The sequence below is a fragment of the Paenibacillus sp. FSL H8-0457 genome (assembly GCF_038051935.1).
GTDB classification, from domain to species: Bacteria; Bacillota; Bacilli; order Paenibacillales; family Paenibacillaceae; genus Paenibacillus_AQ; species Paenibacillus_AQ lautus_A.
The window spans coordinates 6,872,260-6,897,604 of sequence record NZ_CP150293.1; the positions used below are offsets into that span (position 1 = coordinate 6,872,260).

22 protein-coding genes are annotated in these 25,345 nt (G+C 52.6%); 16 read left to right on the forward strand and 6 right to left on the reverse strand.

What is annotated here, in order from left to right; all coding sequences use genetic code 11:
• Nucleotides 1-32 precede the first annotated feature (32 nt).
• Genes MHI43_RS31005 through MHI43_RS31015 form a run of 3 tightly spaced genes read left to right on the forward strand, consistent with a single transcriptional unit; the run spans nt 33 to nt 2,519 of the window.
• The gene (locus MHI43_RS31005; protein WP_015737932.1) at nt 33-803 is read left to right on the forward strand and encodes a DeoR/GlpR family DNA-binding transcription regulator; all 771 of its coding nucleotides are present in this window, start codon (nt 33-35) and stop codon (nt 801-803) included.
• 3 nt (nt 804-806) lie between these two features.
• Entirely contained in the window at nt 807-1,658 is an 852-nt protein-coding gene (locus MHI43_RS31010) for a DMT family transporter (RefSeq protein WP_036659388.1), read from the forward strand.
• 57 nt (nt 1,659-1,715) lie between these two features.
• Nucleotides 1,716-2,519, forward strand: a complete 804-nt coding sequence (locus tag MHI43_RS31015; protein WP_036659391.1) for an alkaline phosphatase family protein — start codon at nt 1,716-1,718, stop codon at nt 2,517-2,519.
• A gap of 21 nt (nt 2,520-2,540) precedes the next feature.
• Here the strand turns inward: MHI43_RS31015 and MHI43_RS31020 are convergent, their stop codons facing one another.
• Both MHI43_RS31020 and MHI43_RS31025 read right to left on the reverse strand, forming a co-directional pair.
• Complete coding sequence (locus tag MHI43_RS31020; protein WP_015737935.1) at nt 2,541-3,071, reverse strand: cysteine hydrolase family protein; 531 nt, start codon at nt 3,069-3,071, stop codon at nt 2,541-2,543.
• Nucleotides 3,072-3,276: 205 nt separating this feature from the next.
• Entirely contained in the window at nt 3,277-3,756 is a 480-nt protein-coding gene (locus MHI43_RS31025) for a MarR family transcriptional regulator (RefSeq protein ID WP_015737936.1), read from the reverse strand.
• A gap of 484 nt (nt 3,757-4,240) precedes the next feature.
• On the opposite strand from MHI43_RS31025, the gene MHI43_RS31030 reads away from it, so the two are divergent.
• The 5 genes from MHI43_RS31030 (at nt 4,241) to MHI43_RS31050 (ending at nt 11,801) form a co-directional block, all read left to right on the forward strand.
• A complete protein-coding gene (locus tag MHI43_RS31030) occupies nt 4,241-5,335 on the forward strand; it encodes a GntR family transcriptional regulator (RefSeq protein ID WP_015737937.1) in 1,095 nt (364 codons plus the stop codon).
• Nucleotides 5,336-5,370: 35 nt separating this feature from the next.
• Entirely contained in the window at nt 5,371-7,563 is a 2,193-nt protein-coding gene (locus MHI43_RS31035; RefSeq protein WP_036659392.1) for a GH92 family glycosyl hydrolase, read from the forward strand.
• A gap of 230 nt (nt 7,564-7,793) precedes the next feature.
• On the forward strand, nt 7,794-9,461 hold the full coding sequence (locus tag MHI43_RS31040; protein ID WP_036659393.1) for a spore germination protein: 1,668 nt from the start codon (nt 7,794-7,796) through the stop codon (nt 9,459-9,461).
• A 28-nt stretch (nt 9,462-9,489) separates the two neighbouring features.
• Entirely contained in the window at nt 9,490-10,599 is a 1,110-nt protein-coding gene (locus MHI43_RS31045) for a spore germination protein (RefSeq protein ID WP_036659396.1), read from the forward strand.
• On the forward strand, nt 10,596-11,801 hold the full coding sequence (locus MHI43_RS31050; protein WP_036659397.1) for a Ger(x)C family spore germination protein: 1,206 nt from the start codon (nt 10,596-10,598) through the stop codon (nt 11,799-11,801). Before MHI43_RS31045 ends, MHI43_RS31050 begins: the two co-directional genes overlap by 4 nt.
• Nucleotides 11,802-11,842: 41 nt before the next feature.
• On the opposite strand, the gene MHI43_RS31055 is transcribed toward MHI43_RS31050, so the two are convergent.
• The gene (locus MHI43_RS31055; RefSeq protein WP_015737942.1) at nt 11,843-13,258 is read right to left on the reverse strand and encodes a hypothetical protein; all 1,416 of its coding nucleotides are present in this window, start codon (nt 13,256-13,258) and stop codon (nt 11,843-11,845) included.
• A 164-nt stretch (nt 13,259-13,422) separates the two neighbouring features.
• On the opposite strand from MHI43_RS31055, the gene MHI43_RS31060 reads away from it, so the two are divergent.
• The 5 genes from MHI43_RS31060 to MHI43_RS31080 all read left to right on the forward strand — a co-directional run bounded on the left by MHI43_RS31060 (nt 13,423) and on the right by MHI43_RS31080 (nt 19,383).
• On the forward strand, nt 13,423-14,124 hold the full coding sequence (locus MHI43_RS31060) for a response regulator transcription factor (RefSeq protein ID WP_015737943.1): 702 nt from the start codon (nt 13,423-13,425) through the stop codon (nt 14,122-14,124).
• Nucleotides 14,121-15,128, forward strand: coding sequence for a sensor histidine kinase (locus MHI43_RS31065; protein WP_036659398.1), 1,008 nt, complete (start codon nt 14,121-14,123; stop codon nt 15,126-15,128). The genes MHI43_RS31060 and MHI43_RS31065 overlap by 4 nt, the downstream gene beginning before the upstream one ends.
• A 487-nt stretch (nt 15,129-15,615) precedes the next feature.
• Nucleotides 15,616-16,386 (forward strand): ABC transporter ATP-binding protein, encoded by a 771-nt coding sequence (locus MHI43_RS31070; protein WP_036659399.1) that lies wholly within the window; start codon nt 15,616-15,618, stop codon nt 16,384-16,386.
• Nucleotides 16,361-18,292, forward strand: a complete 1,932-nt coding sequence (locus tag MHI43_RS31075) for an ABC transporter permease (protein ID WP_036659400.1) — start codon at nt 16,361-16,363, stop codon at nt 18,290-18,292. The genes MHI43_RS31070 and MHI43_RS31075 overlap by 26 nt, the downstream gene beginning before the upstream one ends.
• A gap of 2 nt (nt 18,293-18,294) precedes the next feature.
• Nucleotides 18,295-19,383: a DUF418 domain-containing protein gene (locus MHI43_RS31080; protein WP_051425263.1), complete on the forward strand. Its 1,089-nt coding sequence runs from the start codon at nt 18,295-18,297 to the stop codon at nt 19,381-19,383.
• Between the two features lie 132 nt (nt 19,384-19,515).
• Here MHI43_RS31080 and MHI43_RS31085 read toward each other — a convergent pair whose 3' ends face one another.
• Complete coding sequence (locus MHI43_RS31085; RefSeq protein WP_036659401.1) at nt 19,516-20,871, reverse strand: PLP-dependent aminotransferase family protein; 1,356 nt, start codon at nt 20,869-20,871, stop codon at nt 19,516-19,518.
• 130 nt (nt 20,872-21,001) lie between these two features.
• On the opposite strand from MHI43_RS31085, the gene MHI43_RS31090 reads away from it, so the two are divergent.
• Both MHI43_RS31090 and MHI43_RS31095 read left to right on the forward strand, forming a co-directional pair.
• Nucleotides 21,002-22,258: an MFS transporter gene (locus tag MHI43_RS31090; protein ID WP_036659402.1), complete on the forward strand. Its 1,257-nt coding sequence runs from the start codon at nt 21,002-21,004 to the stop codon at nt 22,256-22,258.
• 13 nt (nt 22,259-22,271) lie between these two features.
• Complete coding sequence (locus MHI43_RS31095; RefSeq protein ID WP_036659403.1) at nt 22,272-22,877, forward strand: DJ-1/PfpI family protein; 606 nt, start codon at nt 22,272-22,274, stop codon at nt 22,875-22,877.
• Between the two features lie 74 nt (nt 22,878-22,951).
• Here the strand turns inward: MHI43_RS31095 and MHI43_RS31100 are convergent, their stop codons facing one another.
• Both MHI43_RS31100 and MHI43_RS31105 read right to left on the reverse strand, forming a co-directional pair.
• Nucleotides 22,952-23,758 (reverse strand): phosphotransferase, encoded by an 807-nt coding sequence (locus tag MHI43_RS31100; protein ID WP_036659404.1) that lies wholly within the window; start codon nt 23,756-23,758, stop codon nt 22,952-22,954.
• Between the two features lie 23 nt (nt 23,759-23,781).
• Nucleotides 23,782-24,237 (reverse strand): SgcJ/EcaC family oxidoreductase, encoded by a 456-nt coding sequence (locus MHI43_RS31105; RefSeq protein WP_036659406.1) that lies wholly within the window; start codon nt 24,235-24,237, stop codon nt 23,782-23,784.
• A 228-nt stretch (nt 24,238-24,465) separates the two neighbouring features.
• On the opposite strand from MHI43_RS31105, the gene MHI43_RS31110 reads away from it, so the two are divergent.
• On the forward strand, nt 24,466-25,296 hold the full coding sequence (locus MHI43_RS31110; protein WP_235201595.1) for a MerR family transcriptional regulator: 831 nt from the start codon (nt 24,466-24,468) through the stop codon (nt 25,294-25,296).
• The last annotated feature ends 49 nt before the right edge of the window (nt 25,297-25,345 follow it).

Here is a 25,345-nt window from a genome sequence, read left to right on the forward strand (position 1 = left end):
CAGTCATATATCACATGGAGGCGAATGCATTTATGTCCGTAACCTATGAGGAGCGCAGAGGGAAGATTTTGAATCAATTGGAGCTTGAAGGCAAGGTGAAAGTCCACGCCTTGGCAGAGCAGCTGGAGGTATCCGCCGAAACGATCCGGAGGGATTTGGACCGGTTAGAGAAAGAAGGCCAACTGCGCAAGGTTTACGGCGGTGCCGTCAAATCGCGTTCCGGACATATCGAGCCGTCCTTCACCAGCCGTTCTCAGACATGCGCGGAAGAAAAAGCCGCGATCGGCAAACTCGCCGCCTCCCTTGTCAAGGATGGCGAAACCGTTCTGCTCGATAACGGGACGACCACGATTGAGGTCATGCGCTATCTTAAAGACCGGCCTGATGTCACGGTCATCACCCATTCGCTGCCTATATTGAACCTCGCGATGGAGATGTTTCAGGGGAGGATTATTTTTATCGGCGGAGATATGGATCGGACCAAGCAAGCGTCAACCGGACCTCTTACCGAAATGCTGCTGGAGCAGTTCAAGGTGAATAAAGCGTTTATCTCGGTTGGCGGGATCTCGTTAACCGATGGCATTACCGATTATGATCTGGACGAAGCTTATATCTCGCGAAAAATGCTTGCGCGTGCGGAGGAAGGCATCGTTCTGGCGGACCATACGAAGCTTGGGGTAACCACGTTCTCGAAGCTCGCCAAGCTGGATGATATCTCCATGGTCATCACGGATCAAGGATGTTCACGGGAATGGATGGATAATCTGTCCGCCCGCGGCATCGAAGTGCTCATAGGACAATAGCCGATGGAGCTGCTGTCACTGCTGCTGGTGCTGTCTTCCGGACTGACCCATGCCCTCTGGAATCTGTTTACGAAGCGAAGCATTCATAAATCGGTATTTCTGTGGTGCATCCACTCCGTCACGTTAGTCTTTCTGATGCCTTATTTTGTCGTGGAGATGTCGGGGCTGCGGCTGGAACTGCCCGTTTACGGTCTTATGCTGCTGTCCATGACCATTCAAGGCTGCTATATCACGCTGCTCTCCAAAGCCTATACCCATGGCGACATGTCTCAAGTGTATCCGTTCATGCGGGGGCTTGGCGCCATGTTGACTTCGCTGTGCAGCCTCGTGTTGTTTCATGAACAATTAAGCACGGCAGGCTATATGGGACTGAGTCTTATCATTTTTTCGCTGTTTGCTTTATCGGGTTTGAGACTCAGGGGCCAATCCAGCGTAAACCCCAAAGCCTTGTTATATGCTTGTCTGGTCGGGCTTTGCATTTCCGGATATACCTTGACCGACAAAGCCATTCTGGATGCAGGGGTCTCCCCCGTCTCGCTGATCCAGTTATCCAACATCAGTTACTTCGTCGCCCTGGTCGTTCCCGTGGCGCTGTCCAGGCAGCTGAAACGGGAATGGTCGGTGAACTGGCGCACGATTCTGCTGGGCTCCATCCTGGCACCGGGTTCATACTTGCTGTTCCTGTTTGCCATGCGGCTCACCCCGCTTGCCCACATTGCCCCGGTCCGTGAAATCAGCACGGTGTTCGGCACCGTTCTGGGCATCATCGTGCTGCGCGAACAGCAAGGCTGGCGGCGAATCGTCATGTCTGCGCTCATCACGATAGGCATCATCACGATTGCCCTATGGGGGTAGGAATCGTCTGCATGAATTCATGAAAATCAAAATGTTCATACCGAGGAGGATCTATCGATGGCTAACCGTGTCGTTATTCTTGGAATTGATGGAGCAGGCGGGTTCATTCAAAACGCGGACGCTCCGCATATTCACGCTCTGCTGAAGGCAGGAGCATACTCTTACGATGCTCAGACCGTATATCCGAGCATTAGTGCCGAATGTTGGGGCTCGTTGTTATACGGCGTAAAACCGGATCGACATGGTCTTGATAATGACCGGGCGATCCACGGAAGGATTCCGGAGGACTTCCCCTATGCCTCGCTGTTCAAGCTGGCTCGCCGGCAATGGCCGGATGCCCCCTTGTCTGCATTCAGCTGCTGGGCACCGATCAACACGGGAATCATTGAGAATACGATTAACGTTCATATGGAATCCAAACCGGACCCCGAGCTGGCGGAGGCCATCGTCGATTATATTCATCAACAGCCCGAGTTCAAGCTGATGTTCATTCAGCTGGATCACCCCGACGGCGCCGGCCACAAGCACGGATTCGCTACGGATCAGCAGCTGGAGCAAATTGCCGTAACCGATCAGTACGTAGGCATGATAGTCAAAGCACTCGAAGATCAGCAGCTGCTGGAAGACACCTGGATCCTTACGGTCACGGATCACGGCGGAGGAGGCGCACATCCTAACGATCACGGAAGTGATCACCCCATGGATATGACCATTACTTGGGGAATTACGGGCCCAGACGTAAAGCCCGGCCTTATCGAAGCACCGATCAGCATCATGGACACGACCGTCGTCATCGGTCACGTCCTGGGACTGCCCGCTCAGGCTTGCTGGGAGGGAAAAGTGCCCGAAGGCATACTCTAACTCCAAATAAAAAGCCGGCATTTACGCGCCGGCTTCTTCTGTACAAAGGGCATCTTCCGTTGTCTTGATGTCCGCAAACCATCTTAGCGTTGCATTCACGTGATCAATGATCTGCTGCGCCGTTAACGCCGAATTGTTCCAGGTGCTGTGGGCATCGGACACCAGCGTGACATCATAGCCCAAACTGGATGCTCTCCGGCAGGTGGTATCCACGCATAATTCGCTTTGCATGCCCGCAAGGATTACATGCTCGATGCCCTGCCTCTTCAATTCCTCCTCAAGCGTCGTATGGTAGAAGGAATCCGGTCTTGTCTTCTGAATGACGGTATCCGACATCGCAGGCGTGATCTCAGGATTAATCTTCCACGCCTCCGAACCTGCCTTCAACCCTTCGTCATTATGCTGGATGTAAATAACAGGAATGCCGCCGCTTCTCGCTTTTGCGATCAGCTGCTTGAGATTATGGAGCAATCGATCTCCTTCGTACACCGGATCATTTACTTGAAACATCTCATTCTGCACATCAATGACCAACAGCGCGCTCTTCTTCAACTATAACAACCTCCCGTACAGATCATAATCATCCCTTTCCATTATAGAACGTTTGTTCCCGACTTGTATATCAAAATTTGTGTCTCATTCTTAAGGAGGGAGTACCCTTCCACGCAAAAAAAGGAATCCGCTCTTAAGGGGACTCCTTATCATGGCTGATCGCCCATCCGGGTATCGCTATAAGAGCAGTGATGGTTCCTCTCCGCTACTCTTCTTCGACGCGAATCCGAGGGTTTGCCGACTTCTTCTTTAAGTTATACTGATGGAGCTTTCTCATGGTCTTGTAAAGCTGCTGTAATTCTTGGTCATCCAAAATATCAAACATGGAGGTTTGAAAATCCGACAGCAGCGGGATAATTTCTTCCAGCAAGGCTTGTCCCTTCTCGGTTAGCGAGATGTACTTCACCTTCCAATCCTGCTTGCGGACAATCAGGCCCAGCTTCTCCAGCCGTTTCACCATGTGGGAAACGCCGCCGCCGCTGATGGACAGGTATTCGGCCAGCTCCTGCTGAGATAGAGGTTGGTGGGCCATGACCTGGATCAGCACGTCGAATTGGGCAACGGTAATGCAGAAAGGCTGCAAAAACTCATTCGAGATGTGATTGCCGATCTGCTGAAACCGGGTGATCCGAATCCATGACAGCATGGCTAACCGGTTCTCCTGATGAAATCCCAATTGCTTCATTGATTCCATTGACCTCCTCTATCGTAATCACAGTCAATTTATCACTCAAATGATAAGCTGTCAAATCATGTACATAAAGCTGATACCAGCAAGCATCAAGGCTGCCAAGATGCAATATGCCAAGGGTCAGCATGATTACGGGAATAATAAATGTGCCGGATGCAGGTCCTCCGCTGAATACATACAGCTTATATTCGATATATCAAATATCCCTTATTTTTGATCAAAGGACATATCATTTAATCGATATTTCAGTGCTCATCTTCTCTATTTAGCGGCTCGGCGCACGTTTCATTCCGAAGTATAACCAGGGAGACTATCCTTATAATAACAACCATACTTTAATAACCCCGTCTGACACATATCGGGAATTCCCACTCCAGCCGCTCAACCATAACAACCGTATCATCTTATTCAAATACATCTTTAAACTTTGACATTCTTCCTGAAAAATGATATATCAAATTTAGCGAGGTGATCTCATATGGAACAAATTCCACTATATCAACATATCGTCAACGCTCTAACAGCCAAGATTGAATCCGGAGAGCTTCAGGCTGGAGACCAGCTTCCGACCGAAGCCGAGATTTCCAAGGAATATAAGGTCAGCCGGATTACATCGAAGAGAGCGCTGAACGAGCTGGAGAATGCCAAGCTGATTTACCGGATCCAGGGCAAAGGGAGCTTCGTAAGCGACGCTAAGGCTGATCACCGACCATTGAGCAAGACTGGCAAAGAGATTCTGCTGATTCTCCCGTTCGCCCATAATCCGGGACTCGGCGATTACGAGAAAGGCATCAATGAATATCTCGCAACGACCGACTATAGCTTGAACATTCAGTCCAACACGATTGTCGGGCAGCGCAAGCTGTTGGAGTCTGCGCTTCAAAGCGCCTATTCCGGATTGATCCTCTACCCGATCAGCAGCATCTCGGACCTTGGGATTCTGTATCAATATCACCTGGCAAAGTACCCGCTTGTGACGATGGACAAGTGCATTGAAGGCATCCCCTTCCTGTCGGTCGTCTCCGATAACTTTGGCGGCGGATACCAAGCCTCCAAACATCTGATCGAGAACAATCACAAAAAAATCGCCTTTATCTCCTCCTTGAAGGTAGAGAATTCCTCTTCCATCCGGGAGCGTTATTTCGGTTACTTGAAGGCTCTGTATGATTACAGCCTGATCGATTACAGCGTCAATGACTTGACCGACCGTTACTTAACCCATGACCACGACAACGGCAGAGAATACTATATTCAGTTTCTTCAGTCCGTCGTGAACCAAGGAATTACGGGGATTGTGGCAGAGAATGACCTCATTGCGATCGAGATCATTCAAATCGCCAAGGAGTTGGGCTTGTCCGTTCCGGACGATTTCTCCGTGGTCGGTTTTGACGACATTCATCTCGCGAGCTTCGTTGAACCCAAGCTGACCACCATATCGCAGGATTTTGGACAGATGGGATATCAGGCTGCACGGAACCTCATATCCCTCATAGAGCACCCTCTGGAACACCCTCTTGAGAATGTGGTGATTCCCGTTCGGCTCATGGAACGCCAGACCGTGAAGAAGTTATAATCCGCCTATTCCTCAATAACAAAGGAGACTTTTACATGTTGAACTATGTCGATACCAGACAGGGCACCAACAATCAATATACCTTTTCCAACGGGAATGCACTCCCTTACACGGGTGTGCCGTTCGGTATGAACCACTATGTCGTGCAGACCAAAAACGAAGGAAGCTGGTTCTTCAACCCCAATGACCGGATCTTCCAAGGCATTCGCTTGACGCACCAGCCGAGCCCGTGGATGGGCGACTTCGCCCACTTCCTGATGACTCCGATCGCAGACGACAAAATCAGGGGCTCCGTCTTCACCTGCCAAAGCTCCTATCGGCCGGAGGAAGCGATATTCAAGCCTCATTATCTCAAAGTGAAGCAGCAGCGCTACAACATCACCACGGAGCTGGTACCGAGCTGCTATGGCGCGTCGCTGCGCATCAAATACAATTCCGGGCAGCAGGCTGGCCTCGTGCTAAACATCCATAACCAAAGCGAATTTCGGGTGGATGCTGCCCAGCGCCGAATCACCGGCTATGTCAGCAACTTCGCAGACTGTCACGATAAAGGATTCCGCATGTACGTGGCCATGAGCTTCAGCAAGGACGTGGATCTCTCTGCGACCGGTTACTACGACGCCGAAGGCCAGTTCTTCCCGGAGGTCGCTTTCGTCAATGCGGACCAGCATGTCGTCATTCGCTTCAAAGACTGTGAAAGGGGCACGCTGGATGTTAAGCTGGCGACCTCTTTCATCAGCCAGGAGCAAGCGGAGCTTAATCTGACGCGCGAGCTCGGCACAACCTTGGACGAACAGAAAGAATTGGCGGCGGAAGCCTGGAATCATTACCTGAACAAAATCCGGGTCACTCACCCGAACGAGGAATATATGCGCACTTTCTATACCTGCCTTTACCGCATGTTCTTGTTCCCGCAGAAGTTCTATGAGCTCGATGCCGATATGGAGCCGGTTCATTACGACACAACGGCCCGATCCGTCAAGAAGGGCTTGCTCTATACCAATAACGGCTTCTGGGATACTTACAAGACCGTATATCCGCTCTATTCCATCATCGCGCCGAAGGAATATGAGGAAATGCTTGAAGGTTTCCTGAATTCTTACCGTGAGACCGGCTTCCTGCCAAAATGGCTGTCCCCGGATGAGCGCGGACTGATGCCGGGCACGCTTATTGACGCGGTCATCGCGGATGCGGCGGCTAAGGGACTCGCCCAGCATCTGCTGCCGGAACTGCTGGAGGCCATGCTGACCGCAGCCACCACGCAGAGCGGACAGAATTGTTATGGACGTCAAGGAACGCTGGACTACATCAAGTACGGTTACGTTCCGAGCAGCTATCATGAGAGCGTAAACCACACGCTGGATTACGCATACAGCGACTACTGCATCAGCCGCGTGGCCGATGTGTTGGGCCGGTCGGACATAGCCGCGCAGTACAGACAAAGCGCGCTCAACTATCAGAATATTTTTGATGCGGAGACCGGCTTCATGCGGGCCAAAGATCAGAACGGCCAGTTCCGTCCGAATTTCAACGACACGAGCTGGGGACTCGATTATGCCGAGGGAAGCGCTTGGCAAACCAGCTTTGCCGTATTCCAGGATTTCCAAGGCTTGATCGAAGCGTATGGTTCGAAAGAACGCTTTTTCGACAAAATTACCGAATTGTGCAACAAAGCGCCAGACTTCGACGTCCGGGGCTACGGCTTTGAAATTCATGAGATGAGCGAGATGGCCGCCATCGATTATGGCCAGCTGGCGATTTCCAACCAGCCGAGCTTCCATATTCCTTATCTGTTCAACTATGTAGGGCAGCCCGCATCATCCCAGGTGATCCTCAAACAGCTGATGTCGAACCTGTTCAACAGCGGCTTTGACGGCTTCCCGGGCGACGAGGATAACGGCAGCATGTCCGGCTGGTATGTGTTCAGCTCCATGGGCTTCTATCCGGTATGTCCGGGCAGCAATGAATATGTGCTCGGCATCCCGCTGTTCGACAGCGTGAGCATTGAGCTGCCAAACGGCAAACAGATGTTGATTCATACCGACAACAACAATCCGCAGTCCAATTTCGTGGCGAACGTGCAATTGGAGGGACAGGATTACACTAAACTGTACATTACGCATGAGGATATTCTGGCAGGCAAATCCCTCGATTTCCGTCTTGGATTGGCTCCAAGCTACCGTCATTACAGTGCGGAGGAACTGCCGTTCTCGATATCGAAGAAGTAAGAGCTTCAGCTTAACTCGCATCATAAGGGCATCCATCAGGTCAGCGGCCTGGGGGATGCCTTTTTTTTGCGTATCCAGTTTTCCAGCGCAATTCGTCATCATTGGAAGGCAGACCCGTGGGTCCCCTTCTCTAATATTGAAAATACAGGAATTTTCAAGATCGCCTCGGGTAACAATACACATGATTCGCATTATGACCCAATTGCTAAGAAACTGCGGGGTGATTATCGGTGTGGTCCGTCATTGCGTCTTATATTCCGAAGTGGACGATATTTTTCCAAGCCTTTCTGCTCTTTTTTGTCCCCGTCGTGATGCTGATGTTCTCCAAATGGTTTCACAAGTCAATCAACTCAAGCTTTTCCCTAAAGCCTAACATCCCCTCTTCACCCGTGAGGGAGGATAGCGTTTCGCCAGACGCTTCCCTAACGGGACTTTACGACACGGATATCACGTCGGTTTGCCAAGCGATCGGTGACAATGCGGACGTGGAAATCAGAGAATTTACGATACGGGGCACGCGAACGCGGGCGGTCGTCGTATATGTGGACGGATTGCTGGATAGCGACCTCATCGACACCCATCTTATAAGACCCCTGATGCTGGAGGGGGTTCCGGAAACGGAGCACGACAACTTTAATGATTCGAGCGATGCCATCAAAGCCTACATCAGCAGCCAGATGCTGCCGGTATGTGAGATTAAGCATGTTCGTCAATTATTGGACCTTGTACAAGCCGTTCTTGCAGGCACGCCCTGTTTATTGGTGGATGGAATGCAAGGAGCCTTTTTGGTGGGGTCGGCGAAGGGAAAAAGCCGAAACGTAGAAGAGCCTCTATCGGAAGCCCTTCTTCGAGGTCCCCGTATCGGATTTACCGAAAGATTGTCGGACAATACAGGCCTGCTTAGGCTTCATGGAAAAAATGAAAGTCTTCAGCTCACCCGATTCGAGGTCGGAAACCGGGTAAAAAAAGATCTGGTCGTCGCCTACATGAAGGACATCGCCGACCCCAATCTGGTGGATGAAGTCGTTACGCGCATCCGGAAAATCGAAATCGACGACCCGCTGGAATCGGGATACATCGAGCAATTGATTGAAGAAAACGTCATGAGTCCTTTTCAGCAAATCCAAAATACCGAGAGACCGGACAGGGTCATCGGCGCTTTGCTGGAGGGGCGGGTAGCCATCCTTCTTGACGGCACGCCCTACGCGTTAATCGTGCCGGTCACGTTCAGCATGCTGCTCCAATCGCCTGAAGACTATTACGAGAGATGGATCTCGGGCTCCTTTGTCCGCTTATTGCGCTTTCTCTCCGCCCTTCTGGCGTTGCTGGCACCCGCACTGTACATTTCGTTTATTTCGTTTAATCCCGGGCTGATACCCACCAAGCTGGCGTTGACTATTATCGGGACGAGGCAGGGCGTGCCCTTTCCCTCGATCATCGAAGCGCTCATCATGGAGATCGCCATTGAAATTTTGCGGGAGGCCGGGATCCGGCTTCCGAAACCCATTGGACCTGCGATGGGCATCGTGGGCGGTCTGATTATTGGCGATGCTGCCGTAAATGCCGGAATTGTCAGTCCGTTTCTCGTTATTGTCGTAGCTGTAACCGCGATCTCCTCCTTCACGATCCCGGTCTACAGTGCCGGCATTACACTGCGCGTCCTCCGGTTTACCGCGATGTTCTTTGCGGCAGTGCTCGGTTTGTTCGGCGTCGTGATGTTCTTCCTTTTGCTGTGCAGTCATCTGGTCAGATTGAAGAGCTTTGGCGTGCCTTACGCAAGCCCCATGGTGCCTTACGGTATCAACGACTTGAAGGATTTCCTCATCCGCTTCCCCTTGAAGGTGATGAAGAAACGCCCCCAACTGTTAAAACCGCAGGATCCCGATCGTCGAAACTAATCATTCCAAGCGAAATGAGGTGAGGACCATGAGCAGCTCCAGTTTACAGACCAAAGACCAAATTACCACTTCCCAGGCTGCCGTCATGATCATTAACTACATGCTGGGCGCCGGTATTCTCACACTCCCGAGAACGACGGTAGAGGCTGCCAAAACCCCGGATGTATGGATATCCATTCTAATCTCCGGCATGATCATCATGCTGGCCGGATTCATCGTCGTGACGCTATGCCGCAGATTTCAGGGAAAAACCTATTTTCAATTCGTGCCCGAAATCACTGGTAAATGGGTGGCCTTCCTGTTGAGCTTGCTGGTCATTGCTTATCTCATTACCATTTCTGCTTTTGAAATCCGGGTGATGGCGGAAGTTACGGGGCTCTACCTGCTTGAGGGCACACCCGTATGGATCATCGTGATGACGTTTATGTGGATCGGTCTGTATTTGACCACAGGAGGGATCAACTGCATCGCCAGAATGTACGAGATCATTTTGCCCATTACGCTGTTGTTCTTCATTATTGCAATTATGCTGAGCAGCAGCATATTCGACGTCAAAAATTTAAGGCCGGTGCTTGGCTCGGGCATCATGCCCGTGCTGAAAGGGATTAAACCCTCGCTGTTATCGTTCACCGGTTACGAGATCATGTTTGTTGCCATGGCGTTCATGAAGTCGCCCAAGAAAGGCACCAAGGCTATGCTCGTCGGTATTACGGTTCCCATGGTGATCTATTTGATCACCGTCATCATGGTCATTGGCGGGCTCTCCATTCACGGCGTACAGAAGAGAACCTGGCCCACGCTGGACTTAATGCGGAGTTTCGAGATGCAGGGCTTGATATTCGAGCGCTTTGAATCCCTGCTGCTTGTCATCTGGATCATGCAAATATTCTCGACCTTTACGGTCGCGCATTACGCAGCCTCGCTAGGGCTCTCCCAGCTGCTGAAGAAGAATATACGCCCCATCCTCTTCATCATGCTTCCGGTGATCTTCCTGATCGCCATGGTGCCGAAGGATGTGTCGGAGACGTTCAAGCTGGGAGATACCGTAGGTTATATGTCGATATATTTATTCGGAGGACTGCCGCTCATCCTATTATTGATCAGTAAGGCCCGCAAGAAAGGGAGGAAGCCGAAATGAACAGATATAAACGATGCGTGTCGATAGTAACGGCCAGCGTCCTGCTGCTGCTGACAACCGGATGCTGGAGCAGCAACGAGATCGAGGATGTCAGCGTCTATGTAGGTTTAGGACTGGATGCAGCGAATGAATCCCGATTCGAACGGGAGATCAACCAACAAGGGGCATCTTACCCCAAAAGGAAAGTGCTGACGGCGACGGTCCAGATCGTGCCCCCGATTACGAGCAAGAGCGAGAAACAAGGCGGATCCAGCTCGTCTTCCCCCAGCAAAGCCTATCTGAATGAACAATTAACGGGAGATTCCCTTATTCAGATCTTCCGCCAGTTTGCTCTGCGAAGAGACCGTCCGCTGATCGGCCATCATCTCAAGGTCATCGTCGTCTCAAGCGAACTCGCCAAACGGTACAGCCTGGAGCAGATTCTTGATTTTATTCTCCGCGATAATGATATCCGCCCCAGCTGCCTGGTAGTGGTGAGCCACCGGAGTGCACTTGAAGCGTTGAGCTCCACCGAACCCGGGGAGATCCCAGCTTTCTACTTGATGGGTCTTGTGGATAACCGCTATCGTTCCAACAAAATCCTTCCCCCGATGTCACTCATAAAGCTGGATAGCACCATGCAATCGGGAGAAAGCTTCCTGCTGCAAAATGTCGTTACCGCGCAAAGCGAGCATAAATTCTCGGGTGCCGCCGTATTCAAAGGCAATACCAAAAAATTCATCGGGGAACTGAGCCAGTATGATCTGGAAGGCTTATCCTGGATCATGGAGGACGTGAAGGGAGGGGCGCTGAAAACGTACGCGCATAAAACCGGACATACCGTTATTTATGAGCCCAAGAATTCCCACAGCACCATTATCCCCAAGGTTCAGGGAGACGAAATATCATTTCATATCAAGGTCCGTTCGGAAGGCAGATTAATTGAGGATTGGAGCTTTCCGGAGATTCCCACAACCGAGCAATATATGAGAGAGTTGGAACGACTGTTTGAAGAAGAAGCCCGTAAACAGATCGAACAGGTTCTGGATAAAATGCAGCATGTCTATCATGTAGACGTTGGGGGCTTTGCCGATCAGATCCGAATCAAATATCCAAAATTGTGGAAAAAAGTAGAGAAGGATTGGGATGAAACCTTTAGCCATATCCCAATTACGTATGAAGTCGACATGAAGATCACGGACTTCGGTTCCTCAACGGATTAAAGAGCGCTGACGCAATACCGTCAGCGCTCTTTTGCCTTGGCTTACACCAGAAACATTGCTACGACCGTGGTAACGGCAAGGCCCAGCAGCACCGGCTTCAGATTCCGTCTTGCCAGTTCGAACGGGCTGACCCCGCAGATGGCGGCGGCCGGAATCAGTGCCCACGGAATGAGCGTCCCGCCGCCTACCCAGATGGCGGCAACCTGGCCGAGCGCGGTCAGGGTAGCCGCCCCTGAGCCGATGGCCGTGGCAAACAACTGCGCGATCGAGCCGGCGAGCGATATGCCGGAGAAGCCCGAACCGTCCAGACCCGTAATGGCACCGGTGATCGTCAACGTCACCGAACCCACGGCGCCGTTCAGCGGTACTGCATTCGCAAGGGCAACCCCCAGGTCGTTCACGATCCCATGGGATGCTTCCGGAAGCACTTTGCCGAACAGATCGCTGAACGCAGCATCCCCCAGATAGAAGAAAGCCGCAATGGGAATGACGGGACCGAACACCTTAAATCCGAACATGAAGCCCTCAATCAAATACGAGGTGACCTTCTCCAAACCGCGGTTGCGATGAGCGACCAGCGCAATGACGCCGAGGATCAGGACGGCTGTTCCGCCTACCAGGGCCGTCGCATCTCCGCCTTGCAGCTTCAAGATGAACATGGCCGCGACGTCTGCCGCGAACAGGAGCAGGATCGCGATGGCCAGCCATTTTTTCATGCCGGGAGAAACGGCTGCAACGGTATCATCCTCATCGGTACGCGTGGTCAGCGCGTCTCCCGTGCTTTTGATGGAGACCAATCCATCCCTCCAGCTGCCATTGCGCTGATCTCTCTTCATCATCCAAAATGCCGCCACCGTCGTCACCAGCCCCATCACGATCACGAGCGGCACACTCGCGGCCATGACGCTGGCTACAGGCAATCCGGCTGCATCGGCAGTCAATTTAGGCGCGCCTTGAATGATATAATCTCCCGATAGCGCGATGCCGTGCCCGAACAGATTCATCGCCACGGCTGCTCCTAGGGCAGGCAAGCCGACCCGGATGGCAACGGGAAGCAGGACCGCCCCGATTAACGCTACCGCCGGTGACGGCCAGAAGAAAAAGGAGGTGACCATCATGATGATGCCGATGCCCCAGTAAGCCATAGCCGGAGTACGGAGAAAACGGGTTAGCGGGGCCACCATCGTCTCGTTGATCCCCGTCTTGATCAAGACCCGGCTCATCGCCACGATAATGGAAATAATCATGATCGTGCCCATCAGCTCTTTGGTCGCGTAGATAAATGAATTAAATACGCCGGAGACCGAGCCGCTCAGCGTCTCCGTTGCCAGAATGCCAAGCGCGAATATTCCGGTAATGCAAACCAGCGTCGTATCGCGCCGCCGGATCAACAGCGTCATGATCAATACGATAAACGCCAGGTAAACCCAGTGAATCGCGGTTAGATGAATTCCCATATGAAGCCACGCCCTTTCCCAGGCAGCAGGTTTTGTGTGACTACATCTTATGCATGGGCCTGGGCAAGGGTTCATGACCCGTACTTATCATACGCTTACGGATCTCCGAGAAGGGTGTGGTATAGTGAATGCAAGTCCCTGCTTTGGTTAAAGGAGTTGAAGACATGTATACCATTCTGATTGTGGAAGATGATGAACGGATCGCGGATAAACTAAGATCGGCGATTTCCAAATATGATTTCAACGTACGGATCATCGAAGATTTCAACCGCGTGATGGACATTTTTGCGGAGACGAAGCCGGATCTGGTTCTGCTGGACGTCAATCTGCCGAAATACGACGGATTCTACTGGTGCCGGCAAATCCGCACCCAATCCCACTGCCCGATCATCTTCATCTCGGCACGCGACAGCGGCATGGACCAGATCATGGCGCTCGAAAACGGGGCCGATGATTATATTACGAAGCCGTTTGACATGGAGCTTGTCCTGGCCAAAGTCCGCAGCCACCTGCGCCGCGCGGTCGGCGCCTATGCCTCCGGCCAGGAGGAGGAGCCTACCGTTGAAAGCGCCGGCCTCCTCCTGTATCCCGAGCGACTCCTCGTGACCTATGGAGACCGGTCGGCCGAGTTAACTCAGAAGGAAGCTGCCCTGCTGACGATGCTCATGGAAAAAGACGGCCGCGTGGTCAGCCGCGAACGGCTCCTGGACCTCATGTGGGAAGATCAGCACTTCATTGACGACAATACGTTGAATGTTTATATTACGAGGGTTCGCCGCAAGCTTCGTGAACTCGGAGCCGGGGATCTCATCGAAACCGTCCGGGGAGCAGGCTACCGGTTCATGACAGGCAAGGAGACCCTATGAAACTTTTTTTGAGGGAGCACCTCCCGCTCATGCTGTTTTTTGCCGTTCAAATGCTGCTTGTCCCCCTGCTGTACTGGCTTACCGGTGAAGGCAGACCCTTTACTGTCGTACTATACGGGGTACTGTTGAGCAGCGTCGTGCTGCTGGTCTATCTGGTGTACCGGTATCTCTCTCATCGCACGATGTATCAAGAGCTTTCCAGCCAGGAACTTTCGGAGGAGTTCTCCAATCCTCCTCTGGGCGATGCGCCGCTGCCGGAAGCGATCCACGAGCGGATCAGCCATTATGAACGCTTATACCGGGAACAGCTGCATCGGCATCAAAGCGGAACCGACCAGCATCTGGCCTTCGTCAACCGCTGGGTTCATCAGATGAAGACCCCGCTGTCGGTGATTCAATTAACGCTCGATGAAGTCGAAGAAGCACCCGCCGAACATATACGGGAAGAGCTTGAACGAATACGCAAAGGCCTCGAAATGGTGCTCTATACCGCACGCCTGGACCGGTTCGAGCAGGACTTCGCGGTAGAAGCCGTCGGACTCCGTGCCGAGGTCAGCGAATCCGTCGTGGAGAATCGAAAGTTATTCATTCGCAAAGGGATTACCCCGGTGTTTCGCATCGATGATCGGATCTCCGTCTACACGGATGCCAAATGGTTTCGATTTATGCTGGGTCAAATTCTGACGAACGCCGTGAACTACTCCGGCAGCCCCGGCAAGAAAATTCAATTCACTGCAGAAGAAGCAGGGAAACACATCAAACTTCGTATCCGCGATGAGGGGATCGGCATTGCACCGGAGGACATCAACCGGGTATTCCATCCCTACTTCACCGGTGAGCGCGGCCGGCAATATCATGAATCCACCGGCATGGGCCTGTATCTAGTCCGTGAAATCGCCCATAAGCTTGACCATTCCGTCGAACTGGAATCCACGCTCGGTGAGGGAACCACCGTTATCTTAACGCTGCGCACTGCAGCAATCCAAGGCACATCTTTTTCATAGGTGTGCCTTATTTTCATGGGGCGGTTAAGCTTAAACTTCATGCCGGCATCTCAGGATACGAACAGAATATGCGAACATAACCTTATGGCAGATGTAAGCTCCGTTTCACCTAAATCCATAGCAGGAGCATGTCGGTATGCGGTAGAGTTAGGCTACACTGAGAGGTTGTTCAAAAAAGTCGCCTTTTGATAAGAAAACCAATCGAGGCCAATCAAGGATGAGCGACCGCGATTCAAAGGTAGGTTTTCTTGCGATATAGAATTTCATCAGCTCTGCTGATAACGAATAAATTCTATATCTAACACGAAGGGAGTCAAGAAGTAACTCGGCATCGAATCTTGAATTCAGCCGGGCCTTCCGGTGCTCACGTACCCAAAACGTACGCTCCGCTCCTCACTCCCTAGTTTCATCCAACCTTCTCGGTGCTGAAAATCCGACTTTTTGAACTCGCACAATAACAAGGTTATAGAAAGGAGCCTATGGATTTATGGATATTCTTGAAGTAAAGGCTTTAAACAAAGTATATGCGGGCAAAGTGGCGACACAAGCTCTTACCGATATTCATCTCACCATCAAAGAAGGAGAATTCGTCGGCATCATGGGGCCATCCGGCAGCGGCAAAACCACCCTGCTGAACATGGTATCCACCATCGATCGCCCCAGCTCGGGCGAGGTCAAGATCGGGGGCAGCAATCCTTACGCCATGAAAAAAAGCGAGCTTGCCCATTTCCGCCGCAGACAGCTCGGCTTTGTGTTCCAGGATTTCAATCTGCTCGATACATTAACCGTCGCCGAGAATATCGTGCTCCCGCTTACGCTGGACCGCCGTCCGCTAAAGGACATGGAATCGCTGCTGCAGCAAACCGCTTCGCGGCTTGGTATCCGGGAAATTCTGAATAAACGCGTGTACGAAATTTCGGGGGGCCAAAGGCAGCGCACCGCGATTGCCCGGGCGATCATCGGCTCGCCCCTGTTACTGCTTGCGGATGAGCCTACGGGAGCGCTCGATTCCAACTCCTCTCGGATCGTGATGGAGTCGCTCTCCGAGATCAATGAGCGGGATCGTACCACGTTAATGCTGGTTACGCATGATCCCCTGGCCGCAAGCTATTGCAACCGCATCGTTTTTATTAAAGACGGCAAGCTTGCCGCCGAGATTCACCGCGGAGAGAACCGGCAGGCCTTTTTCCAAAAAATCATCGATACGCTATCGTTCTGGGGAGGGAATACAAGTGAGCTTTCCTCAATTCGCGTTTAATAACGTCCGGTGGAATGCTCGCCAATACTTCGCTTACCTGCTGAGCAGCTCATTCATGGTCATGATTTTCTTTACGTACGCGGTATTCATCTACCATCCGGCCATCGAGAATTCGCCCATGGGCGCGATGACGCGTACGGGAATGACGATTGCCACGGTGATCGTCTATGTGTTTGCCTTCTTGTTCGTTCTGTATTCGATCAGCGTATTCCTGAAGTCGAGAAATCGGGAATTCGGCATTCTGACGATTCTGGGAGCGGAAGCCAAACAGATCAATTGGCTGATTTTCCTGGAGAACATTCTGATTGGCGCCATTGCCATCGTAACGGGCATCGCCAGCGGAATGCTGTTATCCAAGGTGTTCCTGCTCATCAGCACCAAGGTGATCGATATGGACGAGCTGCCATTCTATTGGCCGGTCAAAGCGATGCTGCTGACCGCAGGTGCGTTCGCTGCGCTGTTTCTCGTCATTTCGCTCTTTACCTTGTTATTTATCCGGAAGAATCAAGTTCTGGAGCTTCTCAAAGGCACCAGCAAACCGAAAACCGAACCGAAAGCCAATCTGTTCCTGGCCCTCTTGGGCGTGGTGCTGCTTACCATCGGCTTTACCGTCCTTCGTGTCAAAGCGTTAGACCCTGCGGGATTGATAATCGCTGCGGCAACCGGAATTATGGGCACGTATTTCTTCTACTCCCAGCTATCCGTGTGGATTGTCCGCATGCTGCAGCGAAATCGCAGGACCACCTGGAAAGGAACAAACCTGCTGTGGATTTCCGAAATGAGTTACAAGATTAAGGATAATGCCCGCATGCTGTTTCTGGTCACGGTTGTGGTAGCGCTGGCTTCCATGAGCACCGGATTCGTACTGGCCATGCAGCAATCGATCAAATCGGTATATTTGGATAACCCGTACGCGCTTAGCTACAGCTACTATAACAATGACGACGAGACTAAGGTGCAGGACGAATTGGCCCTGATTGAAAATCGTCTGCAAATAGAAGGGCTGGAGTATAAACGGGCGGAGGTCGGAACCATCTACTATCGCTTGTCAGCGAATGGGGAGGACTCCTTACACATCATGCCGCAATCCCAATACGACCGTTTGGCTGCTATGTTGAATACCAAGCCGGCCGGGACACTCGGCGAGAATGAAGCCTTATTGGCGGAAACCCCGAATGCAGCGAAGAAGAGTAAAGGGAAGCTAACGGAAGCAGATATCGAACTATCCGGCCAACCCTACTCCTTCATCTTGGAGAACCGCACAGACCGGATTGCGGCTCTGGTATATAGCGGCAGGTTGCTGGTCGTTACGGACACCATGTTTGAAGAGCTGAAGGGCGGGAACAAAGCAAATAAAATCAGTGTGAATCATACGTATCCGTTTATTCTTCCCGATTCCCAAGGACTCCCCGAGAAGGATGATCCCGAAACCAAGCTCGGCCTTGAGCTGTCGGAGTGGAACGGAAGTGCAATCAGCGAAGGCTATATAGAATCCAGGGCGGAGAACTATTACGTCAATAAACAGGGATTTTCGTTATTCAGCTTTATCGGGGTGTTTGTCGCCCTGATCTTCTCGATCTCAACCGCAAGCTTCCTGTATTTCAAACTGCATACGGAGCTTTCGGCCGATCAGGCGATGTACCGTTCCCTGTCCAAGATCGGACTCAGCGCGAGAGAGATGAACATCTCCGCAACCATTCAGATTGCCGTGCTGTTCTTTATTCCCATCCTGGTTGCAGCCCTGCAGTCCTTGGTCGTGCTCGACCCGATTCTAGGCTACCTGGATGTCCCGAATGTAAACGGACCTGTAATGGCAGCATCATCGGCATTCTTAGTCGCCCAAATGATTTATTTCCTAATCGCCAGAGCCCGTTATATTAAATCCGTGAACAGGATGATGGTGTGATCATGCATGCAGGACAACACGACGCCGCGACTCGGTATGGCCCTTCCCTTGAAAAGACACGCTTGTACTCATTGGACCAATTCAGGGGATTTGCCCTCCTTGGACTGCCATTTGTCAACGTGTTGGGGCTCTGGCTCATCGCCACACCCGAAACGGCAGCTGATTATTGGCTCCAGCGAGGACTTAACTTTTTTGTGGAAGCCCGATTTTATACCATCTTCACGTTTCTGTTCGGACTTGGATTCTACATGTTTCTATCACGAAGCGCTACAATGGGCGGAAAGCCAAGACTTCGGCTGTATATTCGCCGGTTAGCGATTCTGGTGCTGATCGGCTTCATCCATCAGCAGTATCAATCGGGGGAAGCATTATTCTATTATGCGGTTGTTGGCCTGCTTGCGGTTCCTCTCTACTGGGCTCCGCGGAGGGTTAACCTTCTCATCGGATTGGCGGGGTTTGTTCTGGCGGCCGTTATGGGCGTCAAACTCCTCACCATCCCTTTCCTGATCGTATTAGGTCTAGCTGCTGGCCAATATCGATTACTTGAAGCGATCAACAAGGGATTAAGATTACGCTCGTTGCGCATGATTTGGATACCGTCTCTGTTAGGAACGATTTTGGCCATCGGTATCATGTGGTGGGTAGCGCCTTCCGGGCCGATGCCATCGTTTCTGTTCGAGGTAGCAGGCGAGTCGCCGTCACCAACCATGGAAGCCGCCTTCACTCTGGCACATATCGGGGTGGTGACAGGCCCTCTCGTATCCGTATTTTATCTGAGCTCTCTCTTAATGCTTGGACGTACCCGCGTAGGTGCGAAGATGCTGTATCCGTTACAGGCATACGGGCGCATGGCGCTTACCAACTACATTGGGCAAACCGTCTTTCTGGTAGGCATTCAGCGCTTCATGCTGAACACCACACCGACGACTTATGCCGTGTCCTCGCTCGTTTCCCTGGGGATTGTGATATTCCAGATCATAGCCAGCCAACTGTGGATGCGTTGGTTCCAATACGGACCTTTGGAATGGTTGTGGCGATGCGGTACCTATTGGACCCTCGTGCCGATTCGCAAACAAACAGGAGACCTATAGGTCCCCTGTTTTTTGGTTTGTCTTTGCCCGATGACGGAATCGATGATAATCCTTAATTTCGGAAGCAGCCGTGCTGCAAGGTTTTCCAAGTATTCCCCTCACGCTGCTGCCCAGCTTGATCCGCCATTCCTTCTACCTCATCCGCCGCTCTAAACGCCGTATTTCCTCCTCGATCACAATCATTCCTGCCTCGATCCGGGGTTTCTCCACCCCGATGATACATAACCGAATCCGGTCATTGCGCTGATTCTCCGGCAGCAGATGTCGATCCACGTTCGTAACCGAGATACCTCTCTGCAGCAAGCGATCCTGAAGTGCGGATGCCTTTACATACTGGGGCAGCCGGATGGTGATGAACACGCCGGAGGAGGGGCACGTATAGTGAATGCCGCTGCCGAAGACACGGGCACATATCTCGATGGCATAGCGCATCTTCTCCCGGTAATGCTCCCGGATGCGGGCTGCATGGCGATTGTACATGCCGCTCTTGATATAAAGTTCAAGCGCGCCTTGGGAGAGGATCGGCGACGATATGTCTGCGGCGTTTTTATGCCTAATAAATGGATCCAACAGCCGATCCGGAAGAAGGACGGCGCCCATTCGAATGCCTGGCAGGATCGTCTTCGAGAAGCTTTTGACATAGATGACATGGTCCGACTGATCCAGTGCGTACAACGGGTCCGCCTTCGAATCCTCCTCCAGGTCCGCCAGATAATCGTCCTCCACGATATAGACATCATACTGCCGGGCGAGATCCGCGATACGCCTCTTCTGCTCCAGCGAATACGAGGTGCCTAACGGGTTGAGGAATCGCGGCACCGTGTAGAACAGCTTGATCTGTCCGCTGCGAAAATAAGACTCCAGCACCTCCAGGTCGATACCATGCTCATCCCGATGGATGCCGATCACCGGACAGCCTGCAACGCGCGCCGCCGCCAAGAAACCGAAATACGTCGGCTGCTCCACCAGGGCCGCCCGTCCCTCCTCACCCGGGAAAGGCATGCGCGTCAGAATCGAGAAGGCCTGCTGAGCCCCGGTCACCACAGCGATTCGATCAGGTTTAGCAAACATTTGCTGCGCGTGAAAATACCTGCTCAGTTCGTTCCTTAACGAAAAGATCCCCTGTGGATCGGTGTAACCGAACAGTTCCTCCTTGTATAAGGAAATCGCCTTGCGCAGGCAGTGCTCCATCTCCTGAAACGGCAAAAAATCGCCCCGGGGCGTCGTTGAGGCGAAATCAATCGGCCCGCTTTCCGTCCGCGCAGAGGCTGGGCTCCTCCCCTCCACGAGATAGTAACCGCTCTTGGGCACCGGGTAGATGACATCATCGCGCTCCAAGGTCTGATACGCACGAACGACCGTATTGGGACTGCAGGAGAACATTTTGGCCAAGGCTCTGACCGATGGCAGCTTATGACCTGATCGGATATGCCCCCTCTCCACTTCGCGGATCATATGGGCAACAATTTGTTCGTGCTTCGTCTCCATCCCGCTTATCCCCCTGTATTGATACAGTTGCTCTAAATTGTCCTGTTCATTTCCGATTCGATGATTAAAATTAGCTTATTGCATGACATAGCGGAAGTAAAGACTTGGGAGAGGGGCTGACGGGGTTGCGATGAAAAGAGACCGGGGTTATGCATGGGTCATTCTCATATTTCTATGGATGCTAGGGTTTGCGGCGGCCATCAGCCGGTTTGTCATGTCTTATTACCAGCACGAAATGGCAAGGGATTTAAGCGTCGACCTCACCTTTATCAGCTTCACCTGGTCCGTTAACATTGCCGTTGCCGCCATCTGTTCTCCGCTCGGCGGATGGTTGACCGATCGATACGGTCCCAAAAAAATGATGCTCCTGAACGCCCTGTTTGGCGTGATGTCCATGCTGACCGTGCTTACGTTTCGTCATCCGGCGGGATTCTTCCTGGGGCTCGGGCTGCTCTCCGGCCTCTCCGGCATGGCTGCAAGTACAGGTTATGTCGTGGTCACAAGCTGGTTCAGCCGCCATAAAGCGAAGGCACTCATGATCATGACCAGCGCGAGCTCGCTCGGCCTGGCCATTCTGACGCCTCTATTTGTAAGCAACAGGGACTGGCTCGATTGGACAACGGCATTCACGTTCACCTTATGGATCACGCTTGTATCCATACCGCTCACCTTGCTTATCATGAAAGAACGAAAGCGCGAAGAGCACGAAGCCGACCCCTCCGCTGCTGAATTGCCCCCATCGGCTGGGAGGCCACGGATCCTCCCGATCGCCAAGGAGATGGTAACCAGCCGCACCGTACTTCTGGTGATCTTCGCTTTGTTCACATGCGGCTTCAGCATGGGAACGGTTGAAATGCACCTGATGGCCATCCATCGCCATCATCAGATCAGTTCGGTAATGTTCACGTCCTCACTGAGTATTCTCGGTTTGCTTGAGCTGACAGGCGGACTGCTGTTTGCCTTCCTCCTGGACCGGATGTCGAGGAGTTTGGCCTTGTCCTTCCTGTACGCATTTCGAATCGTGGCCTTTACGGTGCTGTATCTGCACTTCAGCGCCTCTCCGATCCTCTTCTCGGTCATCTTCGGAGCCAGCTATTTAGGCGCCATTCCGGGCGGTATTCTGGTAGCCGGCGAGGCCATGGGCCATCGCTCCGTTGGATTGCAGGCCGGAACGCTGCTTATTTTCCATCAGGCGGGCGCCGTTCTCGGCTCCTTCTCCGGCGGATTCCTGTATGACCTTACGAACAGCTACCAAGCGCTGATCGGGATCAACTTGATATTCAGCGCTCTGTCGGCTACGGGCTATTACCAGATTCATCGTGCGTCGAATCGAAGGCGTTCCGTTCCAGGTCAGCCTGGCGACGCCAGCTTAAAAAAATCACTATAGGCAGGTGTTTTTGATGAAAATGGCTTTCATTCTATTCCATGGCATGACGGCCCTGGACCTGATCGGCTTCACCGAAGTCATGACCCGGCTTGCCCGCATCCGTCCCGAAGCGGATATATCCTGGGATTATTGCGCGCTGAGCACGCAAATTACCGATGATCGCGGATTGGCGTATGTCGTATCCCGGGTCAAACCGGATCTTTCGGAATACGATCTGGTCTTCGTGCCTGGCGGCTTTACCACGAGGGAGCTGAGGTGCGACCCCGATGTGTTGACTTGGCTGCAGACCGCCCGGGAAGCCAAACATCTCGTATCCGTCTGCACCGGATCGTTGCTTCTGGGCGCGGCCGGCTTGCTGGAGGGCAAGCGGGCTACCACCAACGCTTCGGCTTACGAGCTGTTGACACCCTACTGCAAGGAAGTTGTTCAAGCACGCATTGTACAGGACGGCCGTCTCTTTACGGGCAGCGGAGTGTCATCGTCCATTGATCTCGGCTTATATGTGCTCGAGAGGCTAACCGATGCAGCGACGGCGGAACGGGTCCAGACGGATATGAGCTACCCCTATTACCGGACGGGAACCTCATCCGCCGTATATCATGCGAAGACAGGCATGTAAATCCGAATGCGGCGACCGGGGAACTTGCCCTATATTATGGAAGCCGCTCTCCCCCGCAAGGAGTCACGATTTCATTACGCATAAGCACGGAGCCGGTCATCAATCAGCCCGAGCAGCCAATCTCTTTCCCCGGGAACATCCTCTCTCAGCCTGGCCGCCGCTACGGGCAGCATCCACCGGTCGATATCCTCCAGCTTCGCACGGGATAATCGGCAGTACTCGTTCAGGTATACTTTATTCCACAGCATGCGGGCCATCCGAAGCGGAAGCACCAGGATGCCCGGCTGATCGTCCGGGTTAAACGGCGATTGGAACATGAGCGATGTCCTGGCGACGTCGCATAGCGGGTTACCCACATGGGCGTTGTTCCAGTCGATCGCCCGGCATCCGTTCTCCGCGACGATCACATTGTCCGGGTGAAAGTCGCCATGGCAGATGGAATCGCCTTCCGGAAATGAATCCAGCACCTTGCATATGGCCTGCGCTTTTTCTTGCAGGATGCCGCTTGCATCGAGAATGGCATGTTCCAGCTTTTCTTTTTGCGGCGGCAGCAGGCTGGTCGTGCAGCTGTGCGTCGCATGTTGGAGCTGCGCCATATCCCGGGCGCACTTCGTTAGCTGAAACGGTGCCGATTGAACCTGACGCAGCATCGAAGGGCCCGTAATCCGCTCATACACCAGCCCCGTACGTCCTTCAATATCCACCTTGTCAAAGACGGAAGGGGCGGGAACCCCCGCTTCCGCAACGATGCGGCCCATCTCCGCCTCATACGTCACCCATTCCGGGCGATACCCTTCATAATACAGCTTTAGTGCCTGAGACTCTCCCCATTCATAGACCTCTGCACTCCTGCCTTTTCCAATCAGCGCACCCTTCTTCAAAAGCTCATCCTCCACATCTTTAATCAGCTGGATTTTGATTTCGAACGCATCATCATCCGCTGAATCCAGCCTGGCTTCTGAATCCGGCAGTTATGAAACGCCGATATCTTCCATTCGCCGTTCACTTTGACCAGCACGTTGGTATTAATGGAGAAGCGGCTGGTGGGCGGCTTCTTATGGAATCTCAGCTGCACCGCTCCCGTAGCCTGGGCTATCGCAAGCTCCGGGGTCAGGAAACGCAGCTGCGTCGGGGTCGGTCCCGCTACCAGTTTGGAGTCGCGAAGCACCCCGTCCCACAGCTTCTGATGAACCTCATCGATCTCTTGGCGGCCCTTCAAGTGCTGCCCGCTAAACGTCACATAATCCGCATCAACCGTAAAGCATTCCGCATAAGCCCGGCCATTCCCTTCTCCCCACGCCTTGGACAGCGAATCGAATAACGTTTGGATCGCCTGGCGATCCTCGTGCGTTCCGTTCATCAGCCTTATCTCCTTTCTTGCTCTGAAGCGGGATCACGAATCTTCTTTGAACACATTGTACGATAATCCGGCCGAACTGAATTCCCGCCCCGGGATGAAAACAGACTCGGTCTTGGGACCGAGTTGTTCCTTCTGATCCGGCGAGTTGCGTTCTTTACGTAGGCAGGAGAGCGGGATATGATATCGTTATCCACGAGAGACCGAATCGTAAAGGAGGTAGCAAACGGTATGATGAAGATCAGCGTTTTTGCCAAGGTCAGCGGCATTTCCATCAAAGCATTGCGTTATTATGATGAGCTGGGCCTGTTAAGGCCGGCCCATGTTGATGAGCAAAGCGGATACCGTTACTATTCCGAGGAGCAGCTTCTGACCGTCAAGCGGATTGCCGCCTACAAGGAACAGGGGTTTACCTTGGAACAGCTCAAGGATTTTTTTGCAGAGGATATAGGAACCGATGCCGTAAAGAACAAACTTGCGGATAAAATGACGGAGCTTCGACATGCGATGCAGACCCTCCAGCTGCAGCTGGATGAGGTGAACAGCAGAATGTCGCGCTTGGAGCCATCGGAAGCCGGTGATCCGGCAGGCTTCATCCGTATCCGGGAAGTCCCATCCCAGCTCGCCGCATCGATTCGCGACCAAGTCCCCCGCAGCCAGCTATGTCTCTTGCTTGATGAGATTACGAAATATGCTTCCTCTTATGGAGAAGAGGAAGCTAGCCAGTTAACCATCCTTTGGCATGATCACGGCAGCGAGAATGCCGACATCGCCGACATCGAAGTCGCAATCCCCGTAACCAGGGACATACCTGTTAATGGCCGTGTTCGTGTGGACTACCTGCCGATACTTCAATCCGCCGCATCTCTTGTACATCGTTGTGATCCGTACGGTTATAGCTGTCCCGTTGCACCCGAGCTCAAAGCATGGATTTCGTCCCAAGGCCTCGTTCAATCGGATCGGGAGCCGATCCGCGAAATCTATCTCACCTCGGATAAAGATATCTATGGCAAGAAGCGCCCCGCGGAATTGCTTATTCCCTTACAAGGCAACGCGTTGTAACCCATCCATAGGCTGCCGGAGCAGGCTTCTGCCCAGCCTCCATCGCCTC